This is a genomic window from Chryseobacterium sp. MYb7, assembly GCF_002979455.1.
Taxonomy (GTDB): Bacteria; Bacteroidota; Bacteroidia; order Flavobacteriales; family Weeksellaceae; genus Chryseobacterium.
In genome coordinates this window covers 57,859-75,799 of the sequence record NZ_PCOU01000026.1, presented here as the reverse complement: position 1 = coordinate 75,799, position 17,941 = coordinate 57,859, and the positions used below count along the sequence as shown (strand labels likewise).

18 protein-coding genes are annotated in these 17,941 nt (G+C 35.5%); 7 read left to right on the top strand and 11 right to left on the bottom strand.

Going from position 1 to position 17,941, the window contains the following annotated elements; all coding sequences use genetic code 11:
* Positions 1-598: 598 nt before the first annotated feature.
* Complete coding sequence (locus tag CQ046_RS18390; RefSeq protein WP_105703683.1) at positions 599-1,237, top strand: TetR/AcrR family transcriptional regulator; 639 nt, start codon at positions 599-601, stop codon at positions 1,235-1,237.
* A gap of 67 nt (positions 1,238-1,304) precedes the next feature.
* Here the strand turns inward: CQ046_RS18390 and CQ046_RS18385 are convergent, their stop codons facing one another.
* Genes CQ046_RS18385 through CQ046_RS18370 form a run of 4 tightly spaced genes read right to left on the bottom strand, consistent with a single transcriptional unit; the run spans position 1,305 to position 6,827 of the window.
* Positions 1,305-2,831 (bottom strand): peroxidase, FMP-type, encoded by a 1,527-nt coding sequence (locus tag CQ046_RS18385; RefSeq protein WP_105703682.1) that lies wholly within the window; start codon positions 2,829-2,831, stop codon positions 1,305-1,307.
* Positions 2,832-2,849: 18 nt separating this feature from the next.
* Complete coding sequence (locus tag CQ046_RS18380) at positions 2,850-4,304, bottom strand: ferritin-like domain-containing protein (protein WP_123906645.1); 1,455 nt, start codon at positions 4,302-4,304, stop codon at positions 2,850-2,852.
* 4 nt (positions 4,305-4,308) lie between these two features.
* The gene (locus tag CQ046_RS18375) at positions 4,309-6,384 is read right to left on the bottom strand and encodes a GMC oxidoreductase (RefSeq protein ID WP_105703680.1); all 2,076 of its coding nucleotides are present in this window, start codon (positions 6,382-6,384) and stop codon (positions 4,309-4,311) included.
* Positions 6,381-6,827: a hypothetical protein gene (locus CQ046_RS18370; RefSeq protein ID WP_123906644.1), complete on the bottom strand. Its 447-nt coding sequence runs from the start codon at positions 6,825-6,827 to the stop codon at positions 6,381-6,383. Before CQ046_RS18370 ends, CQ046_RS18375 begins: the two co-directional genes overlap by 4 nt.
* A gap of 473 nt (positions 6,828-7,300) precedes the next feature.
* On the opposite strand from CQ046_RS18370, the gene CQ046_RS18365 reads away from it, so the two are divergent.
* Complete coding sequence (locus tag CQ046_RS18365; RefSeq protein WP_105703678.1) at positions 7,301-8,617, top strand: M20 family metallopeptidase; 1,317 nt, start codon at positions 7,301-7,303, stop codon at positions 8,615-8,617.
* Here CQ046_RS18365 and CQ046_RS18360 read toward each other — a convergent pair.
* Together CQ046_RS18360 and CQ046_RS18355 are read right to left on the bottom strand one after the other, a co-directional pair.
* Positions 8,614-9,030, bottom strand: coding sequence for a RidA family protein (locus CQ046_RS18360; RefSeq protein WP_105703677.1), 417 nt, complete (start codon positions 9,028-9,030; stop codon positions 8,614-8,616). The two genes, CQ046_RS18365 and CQ046_RS18360, sit on opposite strands and share 4 nt — an antisense overlap.
* Before the next feature lie 158 nt (positions 9,031-9,188).
* Complete coding sequence (locus tag CQ046_RS18355) at positions 9,189-9,791, bottom strand: FMN-dependent NADH-azoreductase (RefSeq protein ID WP_105703686.1); 603 nt, start codon at positions 9,789-9,791, stop codon at positions 9,189-9,191.
* Positions 9,792-9,907: 116 nt separating this feature from the next.
* On the opposite strand from CQ046_RS18355, the gene CQ046_RS18350 reads away from it, so the two are divergent.
* Both CQ046_RS18350 and CQ046_RS18345 read left to right on the top strand, forming a co-directional pair.
* On the top strand, positions 9,908-10,264 hold the full coding sequence (locus CQ046_RS18350; protein WP_105703676.1) for a winged helix-turn-helix transcriptional regulator: 357 nt from the start codon (positions 9,908-9,910) through the stop codon (positions 10,262-10,264).
* A 42-nt stretch (positions 10,265-10,306) separates the two neighbouring features.
* Positions 10,307-10,972 carry a Crp/Fnr family transcriptional regulator gene (locus tag CQ046_RS18345; RefSeq protein WP_105703675.1) on the top strand — a complete coding sequence of 222 codons (666 nt, stop codon included), beginning with the start codon at positions 10,307-10,309 and terminating at the stop codon, positions 10,970-10,972.
* Positions 10,973-11,140: 168 nt separating this feature from the next.
* Here the strand turns inward: CQ046_RS18345 and CQ046_RS18340 are convergent, their stop codons facing one another.
* The 5 genes from CQ046_RS18340 to CQ046_RS18320 form a co-directional block, all read right to left on the bottom strand.
* The gene (locus tag CQ046_RS18340; protein ID WP_105703674.1) at positions 11,141-11,983 is read right to left on the bottom strand and encodes a universal stress protein; all 843 of its coding nucleotides are present in this window, start codon (positions 11,981-11,983) and stop codon (positions 11,141-11,143) included.
* A gap of 13 nt (positions 11,984-11,996) precedes the next feature.
* Positions 11,997-12,455 carry a MarR family winged helix-turn-helix transcriptional regulator gene (locus CQ046_RS18335; RefSeq protein WP_105703673.1) on the bottom strand — a complete coding sequence of 153 codons (459 nt, stop codon included), beginning with the start codon at positions 12,453-12,455 and terminating at the stop codon, positions 11,997-11,999.
* A 207-nt stretch (positions 12,456-12,662) separates the two neighbouring features.
* On the bottom strand, positions 12,663-13,868 hold the full coding sequence (locus CQ046_RS18330; RefSeq protein WP_105703672.1) for an MFS transporter: 1,206 nt from the start codon (positions 13,866-13,868) through the stop codon (positions 12,663-12,665).
* Between the two features lie 88 nt (positions 13,869-13,956).
* Positions 13,957-14,871, bottom strand: a complete 915-nt coding sequence (locus tag CQ046_RS18325; protein ID WP_105703671.1) for a helix-turn-helix domain-containing protein — start codon at positions 14,869-14,871, stop codon at positions 13,957-13,959.
* Positions 14,872-15,043: 172 nt separating this feature from the next.
* On the bottom strand, positions 15,044-15,559 hold the full coding sequence (locus CQ046_RS18320; protein WP_105703670.1) for a hypothetical protein: 516 nt from the start codon (positions 15,557-15,559) through the stop codon (positions 15,044-15,046).
* A gap of 116 nt (positions 15,560-15,675) precedes the next feature.
* Between CQ046_RS18320 and CQ046_RS18315 the strand changes: the two genes are divergently transcribed.
* The 3 genes from CQ046_RS18315 (at position 15,676) to CQ046_RS18305 (ending at position 17,796) form a co-directional block, all read left to right on the top strand.
* Entirely contained in the window at positions 15,676-15,987 is a 312-nt protein-coding gene (locus CQ046_RS18315) for a GntR family transcriptional regulator (protein ID WP_105703669.1), read from the top strand.
* 270 nt (positions 15,988-16,257) lie between these two features.
* Positions 16,258-16,434, top strand: a complete 177-nt coding sequence (locus CQ046_RS18310) for a histone H1 (protein WP_047377485.1) — start codon at positions 16,258-16,260, stop codon at positions 16,432-16,434.
* Positions 16,435-16,641: 207 nt separating this feature from the next.
* Positions 16,642-17,796, top strand: coding sequence for a carboxypeptidase-like regulatory domain-containing protein (locus tag CQ046_RS18305; RefSeq protein ID WP_105703668.1), 1,155 nt, complete (start codon positions 16,642-16,644; stop codon positions 17,794-17,796).
* The last annotated feature ends 145 nt before the right edge of the window (positions 17,797-17,941 follow it).

Below are 17,941 nucleotides of genomic sequence, written 5' to 3'. Positions count from 1 at the left end.
TTAGCGACTCTAATTTCCTAATCCCTTTTTTTATTTCAAATAAAAAATATAATTTTTGAAAAAGTCAAGATGACTTCATATATAAAATAAGACACTGTGAAGTGTGTAAAAATGTTAAATTTTCATTAAATTTATTTAATGTATTGATTGTCAGGTTATTTATTTTTTAATATTTAAAAATATTGCATCTTTTTTATTGGACTTATAGTTCATTCAGGACTATTAAACAATCTAAAGGAGATTTTATTAAAGAGGAGAAACATATATCGTGGAGGAAAAATATGGTGAATTAAAAAATATCTGTAAAAAAGTATTTCATAGATGATCGCTGCTGTTTTTTAAAATAAAAAACAGCATCACTATGGAAAATGATACTGTTTGGTTGTGTTTTTACCTCAGTCGTTTTATGTCGAAATATTTTAAACTGAGGGAACTAACGATACAATCTGAATAGTTTTTAATTTTTCAATCTCGGTAGTGTTTTTATATATAAAATGGTTTTAGTTTGTGCAAATATATATAAATAGTTGATATTAGACACTGGTTGGTGTCTAAAATAAAAAAAAATTTCTTAAACTTGTATTTTGAATGTTTAGTCATGGAAAGAAAGTCAGCATCAGGAAGTATTAGAAACAAAGAACGCAGTAAGAAAAAATTTTTAGATGCGGTTGGAAAAATCCTGAAAACGAAAGGTTATGGAGGATTGAAGATTAATGATATCGCTGCAACTGCCGGAGTAGATAAGAAAATGATCTATACTTATTTTGGCGGCATGGATGGTCTCATGGACGAATACGTTCGTACACAGGATTTCTGGGTAAAAGTAACCAGCGAGGAAGTGGAAAAGATGAAACCGAATCTTGAAGATGGAGGCAGAGAATTTATCGAGCACATGCTTCTTTCACAGTTTGATTACGTATACGCCAATAAAGAAGCTCAAAAACTACTGTTGTGGACTATTTCTGAGCCCCGAAAATCATTAAAAAAACTGATTGATACCCAGGAAGAAAATGGAGAATATATCTTCAAATTATTGATGGAATCTCGTTTCAAAGAGAAAATGGACACCTACCGTTCTATTATGGCGATCATGGTTTCCGGATTATATTACCTGAATATGTTTGCTTCTCTGAATGGCAGCCTGTTCTGCGGTATAGATACCAATACTCCTGAAGGACGGGAAAAAATTAAAAAGGCAATATCTTTTATGGTAGAGCAGACCCACGATAATCTTTAACCTATTATAAAGAACATAAAAAAAGGGCAAATTATTGCCCCTTTTTTGTATAATACTTATTGGTAGTCTATCCTTTATGATAAGGACATCCTGAAGCTGCATCAGAACTTCCGGCAGTATTATAAAACTGTTCCTCAATTACTTTTCTCTGATCCTCAGGGATATCCTGTATCTTACGAAGCGTATTGACCTGGATGTGAGGCCAGCTTGTGGTACCTCCGTCATTTCCGAAATCAAATTCGAAAAATACAATTTGCTCATACTGAAGCTGAAGAATCTCTTTTCCGTCTTCAATAACGGTTTCAATCCACATGTCCATATCCACTTCTACAGTCGGAACAAAACGGTTCACAAAAGGAACGTTCAGGACTCCTCCCTGCGCTCCGGTTTTCATCTTGGAAGACATTCTTACATGAACATAATTGCTGACCTTCTGGCCTCTTAATGTATCCCTAAGTCTAAGATCTGGTCGTACAGAATAAGGATATAAATCGTCTGCCAGTATTCTCTGGGTATAGATCTTATTTGAACCCGGATCATTTTCGTCATCTAGAGTTTGGTGAACCCAATCCGGTGCCGGTTTATCAAGATCAATAATTTCCTCAGGCGTTACTCCTGCATTACCCATTGTACGCGAAATAGAAAGATGATTGGTTTCCCAAGCTTCTTTACCATAAGGGAATTGAGGAGAGCCTTCAATTAAATAGAATGTTTTTTTATCTTTATTTTGAGGAATGATATCTCCCAATAAAGTAATGGTACTTCCATGAGGAATCACACCGCTTCGCGAGATAGAGTAGTCTGGAATAAAATAAGGGCCGTCAAGTCCTGCTCCAGGCTTTATTTCCTGAGCAGGAATAATCTCGTAATAAGGCTGTCCAGGCTGTAACTGGCTTTGAAGGATATATTGAGGATTCTCCTCTCCGTCTGGTGTTATTCTTAACAAAGGTTCATCTCTGTATTCGCCGGTATATCCATATTTCGCATCTTCTGTGGAAACGGCATGAATTCCACGGTCTCTTTCAATAGATTCTTTAGTTGCTGCATGATTGTAAACATCACTCAGCCAAAGATACATCCCGTTTTCTTCATGAATAGGTGTGTATTTTAAAGCATCCTGTCCCTGCACGGCATTTACACTTTTAATACTTTGCTCGTATTTCACGGCTCCACAGAAAAGTTCACTCGCGCCACCACGGTTACGAACTCCTCCCGGAACAATGGAGAATGTTAATTTCTCAATATATTCTTCACTGTCAAAAGCAAATTTTCCGGGTATCGTTCCTGAATTCGTTCCGGGAGAGGGCATAATCGTAGTATGTACCCCGCTTGCTAATGAAGGCTTGGTAATGTCTTTATTGTAATTAACATTATAGCTTACCCATGTACCATCCAATGCAGCAAGAATTCCATAATCTACACTATTTTCAATGGACTGGAGGTTTTCTTCTCTGAATGGTCTTACAGGATCATCAATAAGAAGCTTTGAATATCCGTCCATAAGCTCAGCCAGATTAGTTTCCTGTTTGCCCGGTATTTTACGGAATAACTGTTCACCTCCTGCCTGTGTACTTTCTTTTTTTCTTTTTAACATGATATATCGTTTTTATGGTTATAAATTGATGTATTCGAAAGTTGGGCCCGCATTAGTCTGAGCATCCAACGGTTGTTTCATCAGGTTGACAGCCTGTTCTTTCAGGGCATACATATACATTATAGACTTTTCAAGCTCTCTCTGATTGCCTTCTACAGCACTTTGTATCGCATCTAATAATCTTCTGTAGGTTTTATTAAATTCAACAGCCTGAGCATGTAATTCTTTATTTTTTACATAGTCTTCCATTTTTGGATTAGGTTTCATCGGATAGGCTTCGTTCCAGTCTACCGGAAGATCTTTTCCTGTAGGTGGAGTGGTTACAGGCATCATCCCGTCTTCATCCGTAAAAGGTTCATAATTTCCTCCCAGGTAAAAATGCTCATGGAAAATCTCTTTAAATCTGAAATAATGAGCCAGTTCCACCCCTTCTTCAAACTGAGAAGGATCAACATCGAAAATAGAATCATCAGCCCCTTCACCCTGTCCTTTGATTTCCTGGAAAACGGCAATTACTCCGCTTAAAGCTTCTACAGAATGCAATTTCCCACCACTTCCGTAATATTGTTCAGGACGGATCTGTTTGGCTGGATTTCCTGTAAAAATTCCTCCGGTATTCAATTCTTCAAATGTTTTCGGAAATGTTCCGTGCTCTTTGTAATAAGCAATGATTTGGAAAATAACAATATAGAAGAACAAAACATCATAATATTCGCCAATGGTATGTACATTTTCCATGATAAAACCTTTCATGTTCTCAAGGGTCCAGAAGTTGTTTTCCTGTACAGCAGCTCTTTGGGAATATAATGCAGAAGTATCGATTTCGTGATCATATTTTGGAGCTTTTACCAAAGGTTTGCTTGGGCTTTCAATGGCAATAAATGTTGCAATACTGTTGCTCGAGAATGTTTCCAATCCTACATAAAAATCAACATTCATTGGTAATTTCATCGGGTAAGTAGGGTAGTTCTCTTTTTGATTGACAGAAGGCTGAATATCAATTGCATTCAAAACATTACACACCATAATCAGGTGAAGCATTTCTTCCACGGCAACACTTCTGATAATTTGTGAAGCCAAAGCATTGGTTCCATCCTTGATCGAATACAAAGCGGTAAGATAAGGTGGAATAGTGGAGTGCTCAATAAGAATAGCTGTCTGTAAAAGATCCTGCAAAACAGGTTTATAATCAATTTCGGTTAATCCTTTTTTGGATTCAAAAGTTCCAGAACCGAACTGAGATTGCAGATAAGTATTGAAATCATCGAACTGATCATTAAGCAAAAGATTAGTCAGTGTTTTACTGTGGTTTTTTAACCCTTCTATCCAATCTTCTTTACTAAGTGTTGAATCAAACAATAAAGAAGGTAAAGAAACCGCTTCTGCAACAACGGCACTTCTACCTGCCATTCCTGCTCCTTTTAATAATGTTTCTTGCGATTGAACTGTTTTATTGATAAGTTTTTGTCTCATGTTGTTATTTTTTAAGTTGAATTTCAAGATCAGCAAGGATAGATTCTACGGAACGAATCGTGAATGCTGATAAGGTTAAAGTAGGGTTTGAAGTTCCCAGAGTCGTCATATTTCCGGCTCCTACGATGTATAAATTTGGGTGATCCCAGGCTTTACAATAGCTGTTGGTAACAGAATCTTGAGCTGTAGAACCCATTCTGTGCGTTCCCACAATGTGCCCGGCTCCGTTGTAAGAATATCTTACGCCATTGTAGATTACGGAATTCTTGTCTGCGGCTGTATATTTCGTGAAATCTTCGATATTTAATCTTTTGAACATCTGATCAGAAGCATGTTTGGCCTGTTCCATCGCCTTCATTTCGTATTCCGTCAGTTCATAATGAATAACAGGTCGCGGAATTCCAAGAACATCAAGATACTGATCATTAATGGTAACTCTGTTGTTGGGATTTGGCAGCTGCTCAATTTCAAAATGGAATAATACCTGTTTTGAAAGTCTGTTTGTAAGTTCTTTTCTCAGCTCAGCTCCAAAAATTCCATCTCCGATGAATTCTGCTACGTCAGATCCCGGAGAGAATGCAGGCCAGCCCCATCCCCAATTGTCTAGAGGAGAGATCCATGCAGAAAATTCACCTCTGAAATTTCCATCACGGAAAGACGAGATATTGGTGGTGGAGCCAGGGCCTCTGTATGGATAAACTGGCTCAGGGAAAAGTCCCCAGGTAAGCATTACCATGTGATCCATTAAGTTTCTTCCTACCTGATCACTGCTGTTGGCAGCCGTTTTTACAACATTATTTACAGTATATTTGGAATTCAGCAAAATCTTTGGATTTTCAAAGGCATTCGCTGCCAGAATCACAATCGCATCAGAAGTATCAATGGATTCTTCAATAAAATCTGTTTTTTCTCTTGAAGTATATCTTCTCAGGTGAACTTTGGAGATTTTATCTTGATCATTCTGATCAACACTCAATCTGTAAACCACACTCTGAGCCTGGATCTGCATGAATGGATTTCGGCTTAAATTTTCATTCTCATTAATTTTATACAAAGCTTTTTTCAATGTTTTTAAAGCATTGTATTTAGCCTGAACCGGGCAGATCGGAACACAGGAAGCATTTCCTTCGCAGCGTTCTCCCATATAAGGATTCCATACGGAGCCCAAAGCTTTATATTCTTCTTTTTCGGAGCTGTCTAAAACAAGTTTATACCCGGAATCTTTCGTTTCTGCCTTGATGATCTTTGTTTTTCCGTATTTCGGATTTGGAATGGAATTTCTTCCCTGTGGAGAAGGTACCATCATCAATGGAATCTCTCCGGAACTTAGCTTTACACTGGTGCCTTTAAGCCCTTCGATGATTTTATGATCCATATAACTCTGAGGAATTTCTTCCATCGGGAACACATAATTTCCGTAATATTCTTCCATATTCTCAGAAATTGGATACTCCTGTCTTGAAACATCTCCGGAAACCCCGATTTCAAATTCTGCCATTTCATAATAAGGCTTCAGCTCATCATAAGTTATCGGCCAGTTGACTGGAGTAGGTTCATTAGAATTTGGTTTAGGGATTGTAATGCCATACTTTTCTGTAAGTTTGAAATCGTTTGGAAGCATTCTTGGGGTAGTTCCCAGCCAGTGAAGCGTAGTTCCACCGCCTACTCTGATGGCATCACTTGCAAAGGGCATTGGTCCAAACTGAACCAGATATCCCTTTTTATCAGGAAACGGCTGTACGATGTGCTCCATATCCAGAACATTTGGTGATGGGGCTTGCTTCAGGTTTGGATAAGGAGAATTGGGAACCTTGGCTTCCTCTCTGTAAAAAGTACGGATGTATTCATTATAATTGGTCATTGAAGATACCGAATCTAGTTCCAAGCCGGCTTCTAGCCCTGCCTCATACATAAGGATAGATATTTCACGGATATTGTCAGATTTATTGGCATCTGCACGGTGGATCATTTTTCCTTTTGTGGTGTCAAATACATGATCAGACAGCAGTTTTGCAATCAATGATCCTGCGATTCCCGTTCCTACGATAATCACATCTTTTTTAGGGTTGGTCTGATTCATGAGTGGCTGTTTACAGGTTTAATATTCCAAGATTTGTAGCCAGGCTGTTTGGCTCCCGGCGGATGAGAATGCATCAGATTCCAGACAAGTCCTTCTTTGTAGGAAAGATCATTGATGTAAGCCCCTTCCCAGGTTCCCAGATACCACATGGTGATCACTTTTCCAGAAATATCAGTCATTCCCGGATTTTTAATAATTTCAGATTGAATGGCTTTTTTCAATTCCTCTCCAGGGGGATATTTTTCGAGAATATTTTTCGAAACGGTTAGAAATTCTACGAAAGTAGCTGCATCTAAACTTTTGAGGATATAAGTGTAATAGGTTTCTGCCAGGCCGGTAGACTGCAATTCGTTGACTGTAAATCCGGTGATGTTTTCCGAGATAGACATAAACACGTCGAAATAATAATCGTCGACGTTGAGGATTTTGTTAATGATGTTCATTTCGTTAAAAATTTAGGTTAGATATCTTCAACTCCTTTTTACAGGAGCTAATCATGCCGATTGATCTATAGCTGCCGATTTTTTCAGATACCACCTCTTTTTCAGAAATGAATGTCCAGGTTTCAAGCTATCCATAGTTTTTCAGTTTTTGTTTATCCGAAATTAATCAGATCCATGCAGATAAGATTCAGTATTTCTACGTAATTTGTAGTAGAGGTTATTTGAATTTTTGTTAGTAAAACCTTTATTCAATGCTATTTCAAGGTGTTTTGTTTTCACCTAGTTTAGAATTAATTTAAATAATGTGGTATTGAATTCAGGATAAGATTTTGAAGCCGGAAAGATTCAGTTACCAAAAAATAATAATAAATTGATGATCAGGATGTAACGGAAGTGAAACAACGAATGTCTAATCACTATAAATGAACTTTTGATTCAATAATTATCAACTATAAAACCAATTATCACTGACCATGAAACAACTTACCCTAACTTTATTGTGCTTTGCCTCCTCAGTTTTGACAGCTCAGGGTGTAAACAGCAAAAAAGAAACAAATATTCCTTCCAAAAGTTTGAATGAACAAGCAGTACATCAATCTGTTCAACATGAGGCAGACAGGATATTCAATAAATTAGTGAATGTAAGAAGACAGTTTCATGAAAACCCGGAATTGGCAGGTAATGAAAAACAAACTCAGGAAAAAATTAAGCAATATCTCCTGGATTTAGGACTGGAAGTTCAAACAGATAATTATGGATACAGTGTTATAGGAATCCTGAAAGGTGATAAAAAAGGGAAAAAGATAGCCTGGAGATCAGATATGGATGCCTTACCCAATGATTATCTGGATCCTGAAACTTTCAAATCAAAAATAAAAGGCATACAGCATGGTTGTGGTCATGATATACACATGGCAGTTGGGCTGGGAATTGCTGAGGTATTGTCCAAAAACAAAAAATCGTTAAAAGGAACCGTATATTTTATATTTCAACCAGAAGAGGAAACTTTCAAAGGAGCAAAAGAAATGGTTAAGAATGGATTGCTTTCCAAGATACATCCTGACGAAATCTATGGATTGCATGTGACAGCAACACCTGTGGGGCAAATTATGGTGAAGCCTGATGAAATGTTTGCTTATCAGAAGAGAATAAGAATTCAGCTGAAAAATGGTTTGACTGAAGAACAGCTCAACGGGCTAACCAAGAAAATCAGCAATGCTTTATTCAGAACGTCTAACGGAGGTAAACCATGGGAAATACAATCTATTGTTGATCCTAAAATTGGGTTGACCAATCCTGATACTATTTTCAAAGATTATCTGTTCACAGACGGAAAATTTACTATTTATTCCAAAAATAACCAATCTTTTCTTGAAGCCTATCTGTACGAAACGAACGCCTCTCATTTAGATAAAATCATTCCTGCAGTTCAAAAAGTTATTGTAGACAATGGGTATCAAAATCAGCTTGTTTCTGTTTCATTTGTTCAGGAAAATCCAACGGTTATCAATAATGAAAAACTGACGCATTCAGCAATAGAAATTCTTCAGAATTTATATGGAAAAAATATGGTTGCTCCCGATTATGGCCAGGTTCCGTTTTTCAATGATGATTTTGCCTATTTCCAACAAAAAATTCCGGGCGTTTATTTCTTTCTTGGTGGTTCCAACTTTGAAAAAGGAGTGATTGCGATGAATCATTCTCCCAATTTTCAGGTGGATGAAGAAAGCATCAGAACCGGAGTGAAAAGCTTTTCCTCATTAATCATTGAACGTCTTAACAAAAATTAATTTTTCACTGCAATCGCATCAATCTCAAACAACATTCCGGGTAAAGCAAGTTGGCTCACCGGAATAAGTGTACTGGTTGGCAGGAATGAGTTTTTCCATATTTTTTTTGCTTCTTCTGCCCATATTTCAAGCTTTTCCTGATGATGGTCTACTATGAGAAGGGTGATTTTAACAATATGGTCAAATGTCATGGAATGGCTTTGTAAAATGATTTCCATATTTTTCAAAGCATCCCGAACCTGAGTTTTAAAGTCATCAGCCAATACATGATTTTCTCCCAAGCCACCGCTCTGCCCAGAGATAAAGCATATTTTGGAAGGGTTTTCCACAGAAATGCTGTGTGAAAAACCATAAGGGCTGGGATTAAATAATGCCGTTGGATTGATCAATTGAGGTTGTTGAGTGTTTTGCATAATTTTGATTTTGATCAGTTAAAAATGAGAGATAAAAACAGAAAAAGTCTTTACATATGTTGAGAAAAATATTCTTTTAATTGCGTAAAGGTTCTCTTCAAGAATAATGAGATAGTCATATCAAAAAAGCTGTTCCTTGGAACAGCTTTTTTGAATTTTTACTCTACAACTATACTTTCAATCCCTTTTTGTAGGGCTGTTTCCTGAATGACCGGAACGGAAAGTCCTTCTGCGCGGACAACAGAAATGTCCGTCATTCCCATAAATCCTAACGTTTTTTCTAAGTAAGGCACTACAAAATCATAAGCCTGTCTTTCTCCTTCAGAGTACACTCCGCCACTTGAAAAAGCAAGATATACTTTCTTATTTTTTACCAGACCTTCAGGGCCATTTTCACTATAGCTGAATGTTTTTCCCACTCTGGCGATGTGATCAAGCCATGATTTCAGGGTAGAAGTGATGCTGAAGTTGTACAATGGAGCTTCAATAATGATGATATTGGCTTCATGCAGTTCATCAATTACCGTATCCGAAAGTTTTATAGTTTCCAACTGCTCAGAAGTACGATGCTCTGCCGGAGTGAAGAATGCATTGATATGTGCTTCTTCCAGATGAGGAAAAAGAGGATTGGCCAAATCACGTTTTTTAAAAACACTGTCCGGATATTTGGCTGTAATTTTTTCTACAACAGCATTTCCTAGTTTTTTACTGATGGATGACTCGCTTCTTGGGCTTGAGATAATATGAAGTACTCGTTTCATTTTGATTTTTTTTAAAATTGATGTTTCAAAATTATCTATATTTACTAATAAAAAGATAGCAGTTACCAAAAGGTTAGTAATAACATTTAGGTTAGTAATAGGATAAAACAGAGACAATGGAAGAAGAAAAAATAGTGTATTCAAGGCCGCAATGCAGCACGCATCTGGCTGCTACTGAGGATGCTTTGTATGTTTTGGGTGGCAGGTGGACCATCAGGGTAATGATTGCAATTTTAGGTGGGCACACACGTTTCAATGAGTTACAACGAACCATTCACGGGATTTCAGCAAGAGTATTATCCAGCGAACTGAAGAAGCTTGAAGTGAATCATTTGGTGGAAAGAACTGTTATTACCGATCAGAAACCGGTTTTGGTAGAATATGTCCCTACAGAATACAGTGAGTCACTGAAGGATGTGATAGCAGCTCTTGCGGATTGGGGTTCAAAACATAAAAAGAAAATTACAACATAATAGGATAAAAGAAGAGAGTATTGATATCGAAAGAACCCCTTTATGTGGTATTTAATAGGTTGCAATATTGCTCATACTTTAAGTATTTTTACTCAATTTAATAATAGCAAGATGATCATATGTGAAGACTTATTATTCTCTCATGAAGCCATTCTGGAAAATTATGAGGCAGGAAATTCTGTTTTTCAGGAAGGTGCCATGGCAAAATATTATTTTCAGATCAGAAGCGGTACTGTGAAACTGAATACTTTTTTGGAAGACGGAAAAGAATTTGTACATGGGCTGCCTTTTGACGGTCATTGTATTGGTGAAAGTTATTTATTTACTAATCATCCTTATGCTATCAATGCTATTGCAGTCACCAACTGTGAAATTATTAAGATTCCCAAAGGTAAATTTCTACAGCTACTGCTTGAAAAGCCTGAATTAATGCTGGACATCAATAGATATATGGCAGATAGAATGCATTTCAGGTACATGATCTCCAGTTTTCTAGCCATTTCAGATCCTATTGTAAAACTTATGAAGCTTTTTGATCATATTAAAAAATATTTCGGATTTGAAGAAGCTTATTCCTTTCTCATTCCTTATACCAGACAGCAAATAGCCAGCTTAACCGGTCTTCGGGTAGAAACGGTGATCCGATATGTCAAAAAAATGGAAGAACAGAAACTGGTTAAAATTGAAAGTACTAAAATTTATTACTAGTTTTCAGTAATTCACTTTAATTTTTCTTATTATAAAGGTGTTTAAATTTTTATTTTTTGAAACATTAAGATGGTATTAAGAGGTTTAGAGTATTAAGATGAGCTTCGCTTTAAGTTTAAAAATCAGAATGGTTTAACTTTTTGAAATGTTTTTTGATATTAATTGTTTCTATTTTAAAATTAAAACAGGCTTATGCGTGTTCTGATAAATTCCCTCGGAAATACTTCTGCTCGCCAGATAATACAGAAAACTGTGCTTACCCGGTAAAGCAATGATAAGATCTGCTTCGTTGGAAGAAGCAAAATTCAGGATACCTTTAATCACATTCTCTTCATAAGAATAATGGATAGTGCTCGGAATTTCCGTTAAATGTTCACGGATATAATCTTCCAGTTCTCTTTTTTTGTTCTCATCCTCCTTTTCACCTTTATTGATATTCAAAAACATCAGACGTACATCCTGTTTATGAATAACAGATTTGTGATGAAACAGTCTTTCCAGTCTTTTAATCCCATTGATATCACAAGGAATAAAGATGTTTTTAATAGGAGTGTACTGGTAGCTGTTGGGAACTATTAAAGTTTTCACAGGGCTCGTTCTCGCAATGCTGATAATGTTGTCAGAAACAAAACTCTCAGCAGAAGAAGTCTGGTCGTCACTTCCCAGAATAATTAGTTCTACAGATGGCTGATTTTTTAAAAGTTCGTTGATACTTCTGGTAAGTGCCCAGTCACTTAATACCTTAGAAACCTTTATTTCAGGTGACTTTTCTGTTATGATACCTATTAATTGATCAAATAATACTTCCGTTCTCTGTAATAAGTTATTGACATTTTCTTCATTCACAAATGAATGTCCTTCTGCGATATGCAGATAATCAAATTCAGATTCTCCCGCGGTTTTTAGTAAGATGATGTTTTGATATTCATAGGCTTTTGCCCAGTCTGCGGCAATTCTTACTGCATTTTCCGTAGTTGATGTAAAATCAATGGGTACAAGGATTGTTCTCATATTGTATCATGTTTTAGTCCGGTTCTTCCAGATTTGCTGTCATTTTTTTTACCAGTAGCAACGCTTTGCTGATTTCTTCTTCATCAATATCGCCAGCTGCTTTTTTATAAAGATCCAACGCCCATGGATAAACCGTTTCTACAATCTGTTTACCTTTAGGAGTCAAAAAGATCTGCTTATTTCTCCTGTCATTCTGATAAGCGATCCGTTCTACCAAATCTCTTTTTACGAGACTATTGATGAGATACGTAATGCTTGATTTGTCTTTGCTTACCTTATTTCCTATTTCCTGCTGGTTGATTCCATCATTTCGTGAAAGCAATCCCAGAATTTCGATCAGTTCAAAAGATAAATCCGGATCATATTCATTAATGCTGTTCTGGATTTTCTGCCGAAGGCGGCTTTTCATTTCACTCATCGCCAGGCCGAGTTCCAAAGCCAGTTCTGATATGTTATTCTGTTTTGCAGGCATATTTCTATAATAATGATGGAGCAGAATAAATTGAATATCCGAAAGGACTTTTTTATCCCAGCTTGTCCTATCAAATATACGGAAAATTAGTTTTAATTAAAACTAATTAATGGTAAAATATTATATGTCAAGAGATAATAAACAGAAAATATAAACTTAAGGGAACAAATATTAAAAAGGGGTATAACAGAATTAAAAAAGCAGAGATTAATTCTCTGCTTTTTCTTTTTTTACTGCCTGATGCATAATAAGGATAATTCCGAGAAGGAAACATGCTATGATAAGATAACGCCAGGAAAGGTCTTTCTGTTCACTTACAGTGCCACTTACAGAAATGATAAAGCTTGTTATTGAAGTGATCACATATACCAACCCACCCATCAATCCTCCGGCTGTTCCTGCATTTTTAGGAAAGTAAAGCATACTTGTTGTAAAAAAGGAAGTAAATAAAATTCCGGAACAGATATGGATGAAAAAGGCAAAAGGGATCATAATGAAAAGGCTTTCTGCAAAATAACTGGTGGTAATTAGTCCTGCAATCAAAATAAGCTGCAATAAGATAGGCTGTAAGATTCTGGGTTTAAAATCCAGAGTCAGTCTGCGCTTCCCTATAAATCCTCCAATCATCCAGGAGAAACCTAAAATCAGTGTACAATATCCAATGACTACCGGTGTAAAATGAAACGTGTTTTCGATAATAAATGGTCCGGTAATATTAAACAGCATCACAATAGAATAACTCAGTCCTAAAATGAAAATTCCAAGCATAAAAATCCTGTTCTTCAGCATCATTTTATAAAGACTAATGTTCTCAGACAGATCCAGTTTCTTTTTCTGAGGAAGACTCTCCCCACTGAAGAACCATTCAAATAAGAATATAAATCCTGCATAGGCTGCCAGAAAATAAAAATTAGCATGCCAGTTAAACATTTTCTCAAGATAACCTCCAAGGAAAGGTGCCAGAATAGGCCCACAAGACCATACAATGGTAAAGTAACTCAAATAATGCTTTACCTTTTCAGCATCATAAATGTCCACAAAAATAGCACGCGTAGCCACAACAAGCACTGAGACCGCAGCGCCCTGAAGAATACGAAGCAGACAGATCAGTAAAATACTGTTCGTCATCGTAATTAAAAAGCTGGTGAGGATCAATAGAAACAAAGCGATCAACTTGGGGCGATAACGGCCGATACTATCCAGAATTCCCCCTACAAATAACTGGGAAATTCCATAGCTTAATAGATATGAAGTCAGGGTTATCTGAATATCTTTTTCTGAAACCATCATTTCTTTGGCCATAGAAGGGAACGATGGTAAATAAATGTCCGTGACAAACCCCGACAGCGGGATTGACACGAAAGCCATAATAGTAATTAATCTGATTCTTTTTTCAGATGCTTCTCTCAACATATTCATTCATTTTTTACCCTGCAAAAATAAGCCAAGAAATATAAAATCGGATTTTAAAAGACAAAGTAAAAATTACAAAAATCAAATATTAAGATAAATTCTTGAATTTTAGGGGTGAAGTTTGAGCGTGTTTTTTAAAAAAGTTATTAAAATGAGCTGGTTGATCAAACCCCAAAGTATATCCAATCTGGGCAATATCCCAATTCGTATACTTTAGCAGATTTTTAGACTCTTCGAACATTTTTTCTTTAATGATCTGTGTTGTAGTAAGGTTGGTTACAGATTTTACAGAAGAATTCAAATGATTCACATGTACGTTCAGATGATCAGCAAAGTCGGAAGGTGTTTTTAAAGCCAGAGGATAAGCAGGGGAGTCCAGAGGAAACTGCTTGTTGAGTAATTCATCAAACAGTTTATACAGGCGTACATTTGCGGGAAGTTCATGAGGATTGATATCTTCCACCCGGTTTTCCAGTGCCAGATGCATTACAGAGGCAAGATTGCTTTTGATACTGCTGCATCGGAAAGGATATGTTGAATTATTCATCCTGTAAATCTGATCAAAATAAAGTGTTGCCAGCTGTGTCTGCTCTTCATTGAGGAAGATCACAGGTTTACTCCATTCTTTGAACATGGAAGTTTTTTTAAACAGGTTAAATTCTGAATTTCCATTAAAAAACTCCTGGTTAAAAAGACAAAAATATCCCTCCTGTACATCACTTTCGCACTCCCATGAATACGGAATGCTTGGGGAAGGAAAGAATAAAGCAGGCCCATCAATAAACAACTGATGTGCTCCATAATGAATCGTGCCTTTTCCGATGATAAAGCTGATTTTATAATAATCACGGCGGTTGTAAGGGCTCTTGAAGCTGCAATACCTCCGCATGGAAATATTGAAATGAGATTTTCCGGTTTCAAAGTCTTCAGAATCAAACATCTTAACCTCATCCTTACGGATACGTCTGTAATAATCTTCTATCGTTTCCAGTTGATCACTCATAGGTAAAAATTATAAAAATCAAAGATAAGTAAACTATTCTTACCTAAAATAATTTTAATTGAGATAATAAAGATGAGAATCATAGCTTCCCTCAATATCATCAACGCTAAAAGAAGAAAATATTCACAAGCCTCTGTGTAAATCTGTGAAATCTGCGGTTAAAAAATTTAAACTACCCTTTATTAATTTCCAGTTCCAAAATATGAGAAGGCAGCTGAAAAGCTCCAGCTTTTGAACTCAATACAGGAATAAATCCAACCTCTTTTAGAAATTGGGATAGTGGATCATGATCCAGCATATTGATCCATATTATATCTGTAAAACTCACTGCTGATCTACATTTTTTCCAAAGAGACTGCCTTGTTTCAGGAGAATCAAATTCTGAAAGAATTACAAAACTGATTTCCGTTGCCCTTTTTTCGGCAGAAATTCCGGGAGGTAGAGAACCACTTTTGATAATGCTGTATCCGACAGGTTTCTGATCCACATACGTCATGATAAGCTGATTGGAAAGATCATTCAGATCATTGATCATCTTTCTCGGATCTATTTCTTTTTGAATATATCTTTTAATATCTTCTTCACTTATAAACTCTTTGTGTATCGTATAAATGGAAGAATCAATAATGGCTATAAGATCAGAAATTCCCTCTTCAGAACCTACTGTAAATTTTGAAATGATATCCATGGGATCTTTTTTTATTCAAAATTATAAGATTAATCTATTCGTAAGGGATACAGTTCGTTAAAATATCATCGGTACAGATGTATGTTTTGTAAATTTGTTCAGTACAGCCAACAGACATGATGAGAGCTTATAAATATGAAATTTTTACAGAAGTAATTGAAAAACAGATCCGGAGTGGAGTTTTACAGGAAAAAGGCAAGCTTCCTTCTGTCCGGGAAATCAAAGAAAAATACAATTTGAGTATAAGTTCAGTACAAAGTGGATTTGAATATCTTATGATTAAAGGTTTGATCACCAGCCGTCCACGGTCTGGTTATTTTGTATGTGCTATTCAGGAGGGAAATATTCCGGAAGTGAGGACAGAACTTCCAGTAGTAATACGGGATGAAGCATTTATGAAAAATATGATGCTTACTTCCAAAGGCTAAATGATTTTATAAGTAATCCTTTTTAAGGCACAGCGGTCATAATTTACTTCGATTCTTATTGATTCTGAGTGATTTATTTAAATACGAATTTATATATTATATAAAATTCAATTACATGGCTGGTTTTCTACAATAATTTGATTTTATTTTAAAAATTAAATTGAATTTAAGAAAGACTCAAAAAAAATAATTAAATCAACTATTTTTTTTCGACACAATTAGGCTGGAATCACCATAAAACCTATATTTGCAGCCTAAATTTTTAAATAAATGAAAGAACTAATTGAAAAAATCAACGCAGAATTTGAAGCGTTCACAACAGAAGCAAACCAACAAGCTGAAAAAGGAAACAAAGCAGCTGGTACAAGAGCTCGTAAAGCAGCTTTAGAACTAAGCAAATTGTTCAAAGATTTCAGAAAAGTTTCTGTAGAAGAAGCTAAGAAATAATTCAACTTTTAGCCGGCTTCAAAAGCCGGCTTTTTTATGCTTTATTTTTCAAAACATAATCGTCTGATTTTTTATATTTTCTAATGATAGCAGGTTTTGATCATACAATGAATTTGCTTTGAAGATTTTTTTAATTCAAATATTCATTTTTTTCTTTGTAAAGCATCTATAATTTGTATTTTTAGAAATATCAATGACTAATATATCATGAAGTATTCTTTTCTACTGTTGCTGATTTTTAACTTTTTTTCAGCGCAGAAACTAAAAGTTATAGATGCGGAAAACGGAAAACCTGTTTCTAATGCAAGAGTTCTTTTGCAGAATCAGATTGTTTATACCAATGAAGATGGCTTCGCACCAGTTGAACAAAATGCTGTAAACTTTGAGATTTCTGCTTCCGGTTTTCAAAAAGCAAAAGTTCAGGAATTTCGTTCTGTTGTAAAACTGAAGCGAGTCTATAAAAGTATTGATGAGGTAAAACTTGCAAAAGTAGATATCAGAAAGCTCTTTGAAGATGTAAATAATAATTATAAAAAAAGATATTATAGTGATCCATCACTCTATGATGTTGTCTACAAAGAAAAAAAGAGTGACAATAACAAGCTTTATTTTTTAGTCATTGCAGAGACCAAATTATGGAGCAGGACTAATTATTATAATCATAATAGGTCCTATGATAAGAATCTTCAAATGCAGCTGAATAATGTGAAAACCTTTAAAAATATAAAGTCAGATAGTATTTTTACAGCAGGAATAAAAGATTTCTCTGATGAATATATGGGGAATTATTTTTTCAATTTTGAATTGAAGAGAGTGGTTTCACATTTAAAAGAGGAAGGATCAAAATATACCGGGTGGATGATATTCGAAGAAGGAAATGAACAGCTGGTTACATTTACCATTAAATCAGGACTGGGAATTGAAATGGAGGGGGAATTTAAGTTTAATAAAGTGGATAAAGTGATCACCTATTTTGAGATTCATTATTTACAGGATCAATATCCCATGATGAAAAGAAAAAATGCAGAAGGTGAAGAGTATGACTATCAACTAGGAAATGCAATACTTGTTTTTGATTTTTATAAAAATGATGGAGTATATGTTCCTGCAATGAGCAGACTTGAAGGAAACAGATATATTGCCTATTATAAAGGTATTAGACATGAAAGAAGGAGCAGCAGGGAGCTTATCTATAATACTTTTAAAAAATCTGATGAAAAAGGACTTAATCCTAAAATGGACTTTAGTAAAAATATTTGGGATAATATTCAAGTGAAAGAAGATAAAAATAATACCATTTTACTTTCCGAGGAAGAGCAGGCTTTTATCAACAGAAGATTACCGGATTTTGGATCGAAATAAATATTCTTGATATATAACAATCATGAATAAATTTATTGAGTAAAAAATATTTTTTTTTGAGTAGAAAGGCTTTAAATTATACTATTTAAAGCCTTTTTTGCTTTCTTTTCCCTAATTTCCTTTATCTTTAAAGCAATCAATAAAT

What these genes read in the sequence shown, in the direction of transcription:
- CQ046_RS18390 (WP_105703683.1), top strand. Translation starts at nt 599, where the DNA reads ATGGAAAGAAAGTCAGCATCAGGAAGTATTAGAAACAAAGAACGCAGT.
- CQ046_RS18385 (WP_105703682.1), bottom strand. Translation starts at nt 2,831, where the DNA reads ATGTTAAAAAGAAAAAAAGAAAGTACACAGGCAGGAGGTGAACAGTTA.
- CQ046_RS18380 (WP_123906645.1), bottom strand. Translation starts at nt 4,304, where the DNA reads ATGAGACAAAAACTTATCAATAAAACAGTTCAATCGCAAGAAACATTA.
- CQ046_RS18375 (WP_105703680.1), bottom strand. Translation starts at nt 6,384, where the DNA reads ATGAATCAGACCAACCCTAAAAAAGATGTGATTATCGTAGGAACGGGA.
- CQ046_RS18370 (WP_123906644.1), bottom strand. Translation starts at nt 6,827, where the DNA reads ATGAACATCATTAACAAAATCCTCAACGTCGACGATTATTATTTCGAC.
- CQ046_RS18365 (WP_105703678.1), top strand. Translation starts at nt 7,301, where the DNA reads ATGAAACAACTTACCCTAACTTTATTGTGCTTTGCCTCCTCAGTTTTG.
- CQ046_RS18360 (WP_105703677.1), bottom strand. Translation starts at nt 9,030, where the DNA reads ATGCAAAACACTCAACAACCTCAATTGATCAATCCAACGGCATTATTT.
- CQ046_RS18355 (WP_105703686.1), bottom strand. Translation starts at nt 9,791, where the DNA reads ATGAAACGAGTACTTCATATTATCTCAAGCCCAAGAAGCGAGTCATCC.
- CQ046_RS18350 (WP_105703676.1), top strand. Translation starts at nt 9,908, where the DNA reads ATGGAAGAAGAAAAAATAGTGTATTCAAGGCCGCAATGCAGCACGCAT.
- CQ046_RS18345 (WP_105703675.1), top strand. Translation starts at nt 10,307, where the DNA reads ATGTGGTATTTAATAGGTTGCAATATTGCTCATACTTTAAGTATTTTT.
- CQ046_RS18340 (WP_105703674.1), bottom strand. Translation starts at nt 11,983, where the DNA reads ATGAGAACAATCCTTGTACCCATTGATTTTACATCAACTACGGAAAAT.
- CQ046_RS18335 (WP_105703673.1), bottom strand. Translation starts at nt 12,455, where the DNA reads ATGCCTGCAAAACAGAATAACATATCAGAACTGGCTTTGGAACTCGGC.
- CQ046_RS18330 (WP_105703672.1), bottom strand. Translation starts at nt 13,868, where the DNA reads ATGTTGAGAGAAGCATCTGAAAAAAGAATCAGATTAATTACTATTATG.
- CQ046_RS18325 (WP_105703671.1), bottom strand. Translation starts at nt 14,871, where the DNA reads ATGAGTGATCAACTGGAAACGATAGAAGATTATTACAGACGTATCCGT.
- CQ046_RS18320 (WP_105703670.1), bottom strand. Translation starts at nt 15,559, where the DNA reads ATGGATATCATTTCAAAATTTACAGTAGGTTCTGAAGAGGGAATTTCT.
- CQ046_RS18315 (WP_105703669.1), top strand. Translation starts at nt 15,676, where the DNA reads ATGATGAGAGCTTATAAATATGAAATTTTTACAGAAGTAATTGAAAAA.
- CQ046_RS18310 (WP_047377485.1), top strand. Translation starts at nt 16,258, where the DNA reads ATGAAAGAACTAATTGAAAAAATCAACGCAGAATTTGAAGCGTTCACA.
- CQ046_RS18305 (WP_105703668.1), top strand. Translation starts at nt 16,642, where the DNA reads ATGAAGTATTCTTTTCTACTGTTGCTGATTTTTAACTTTTTTTCAGCG.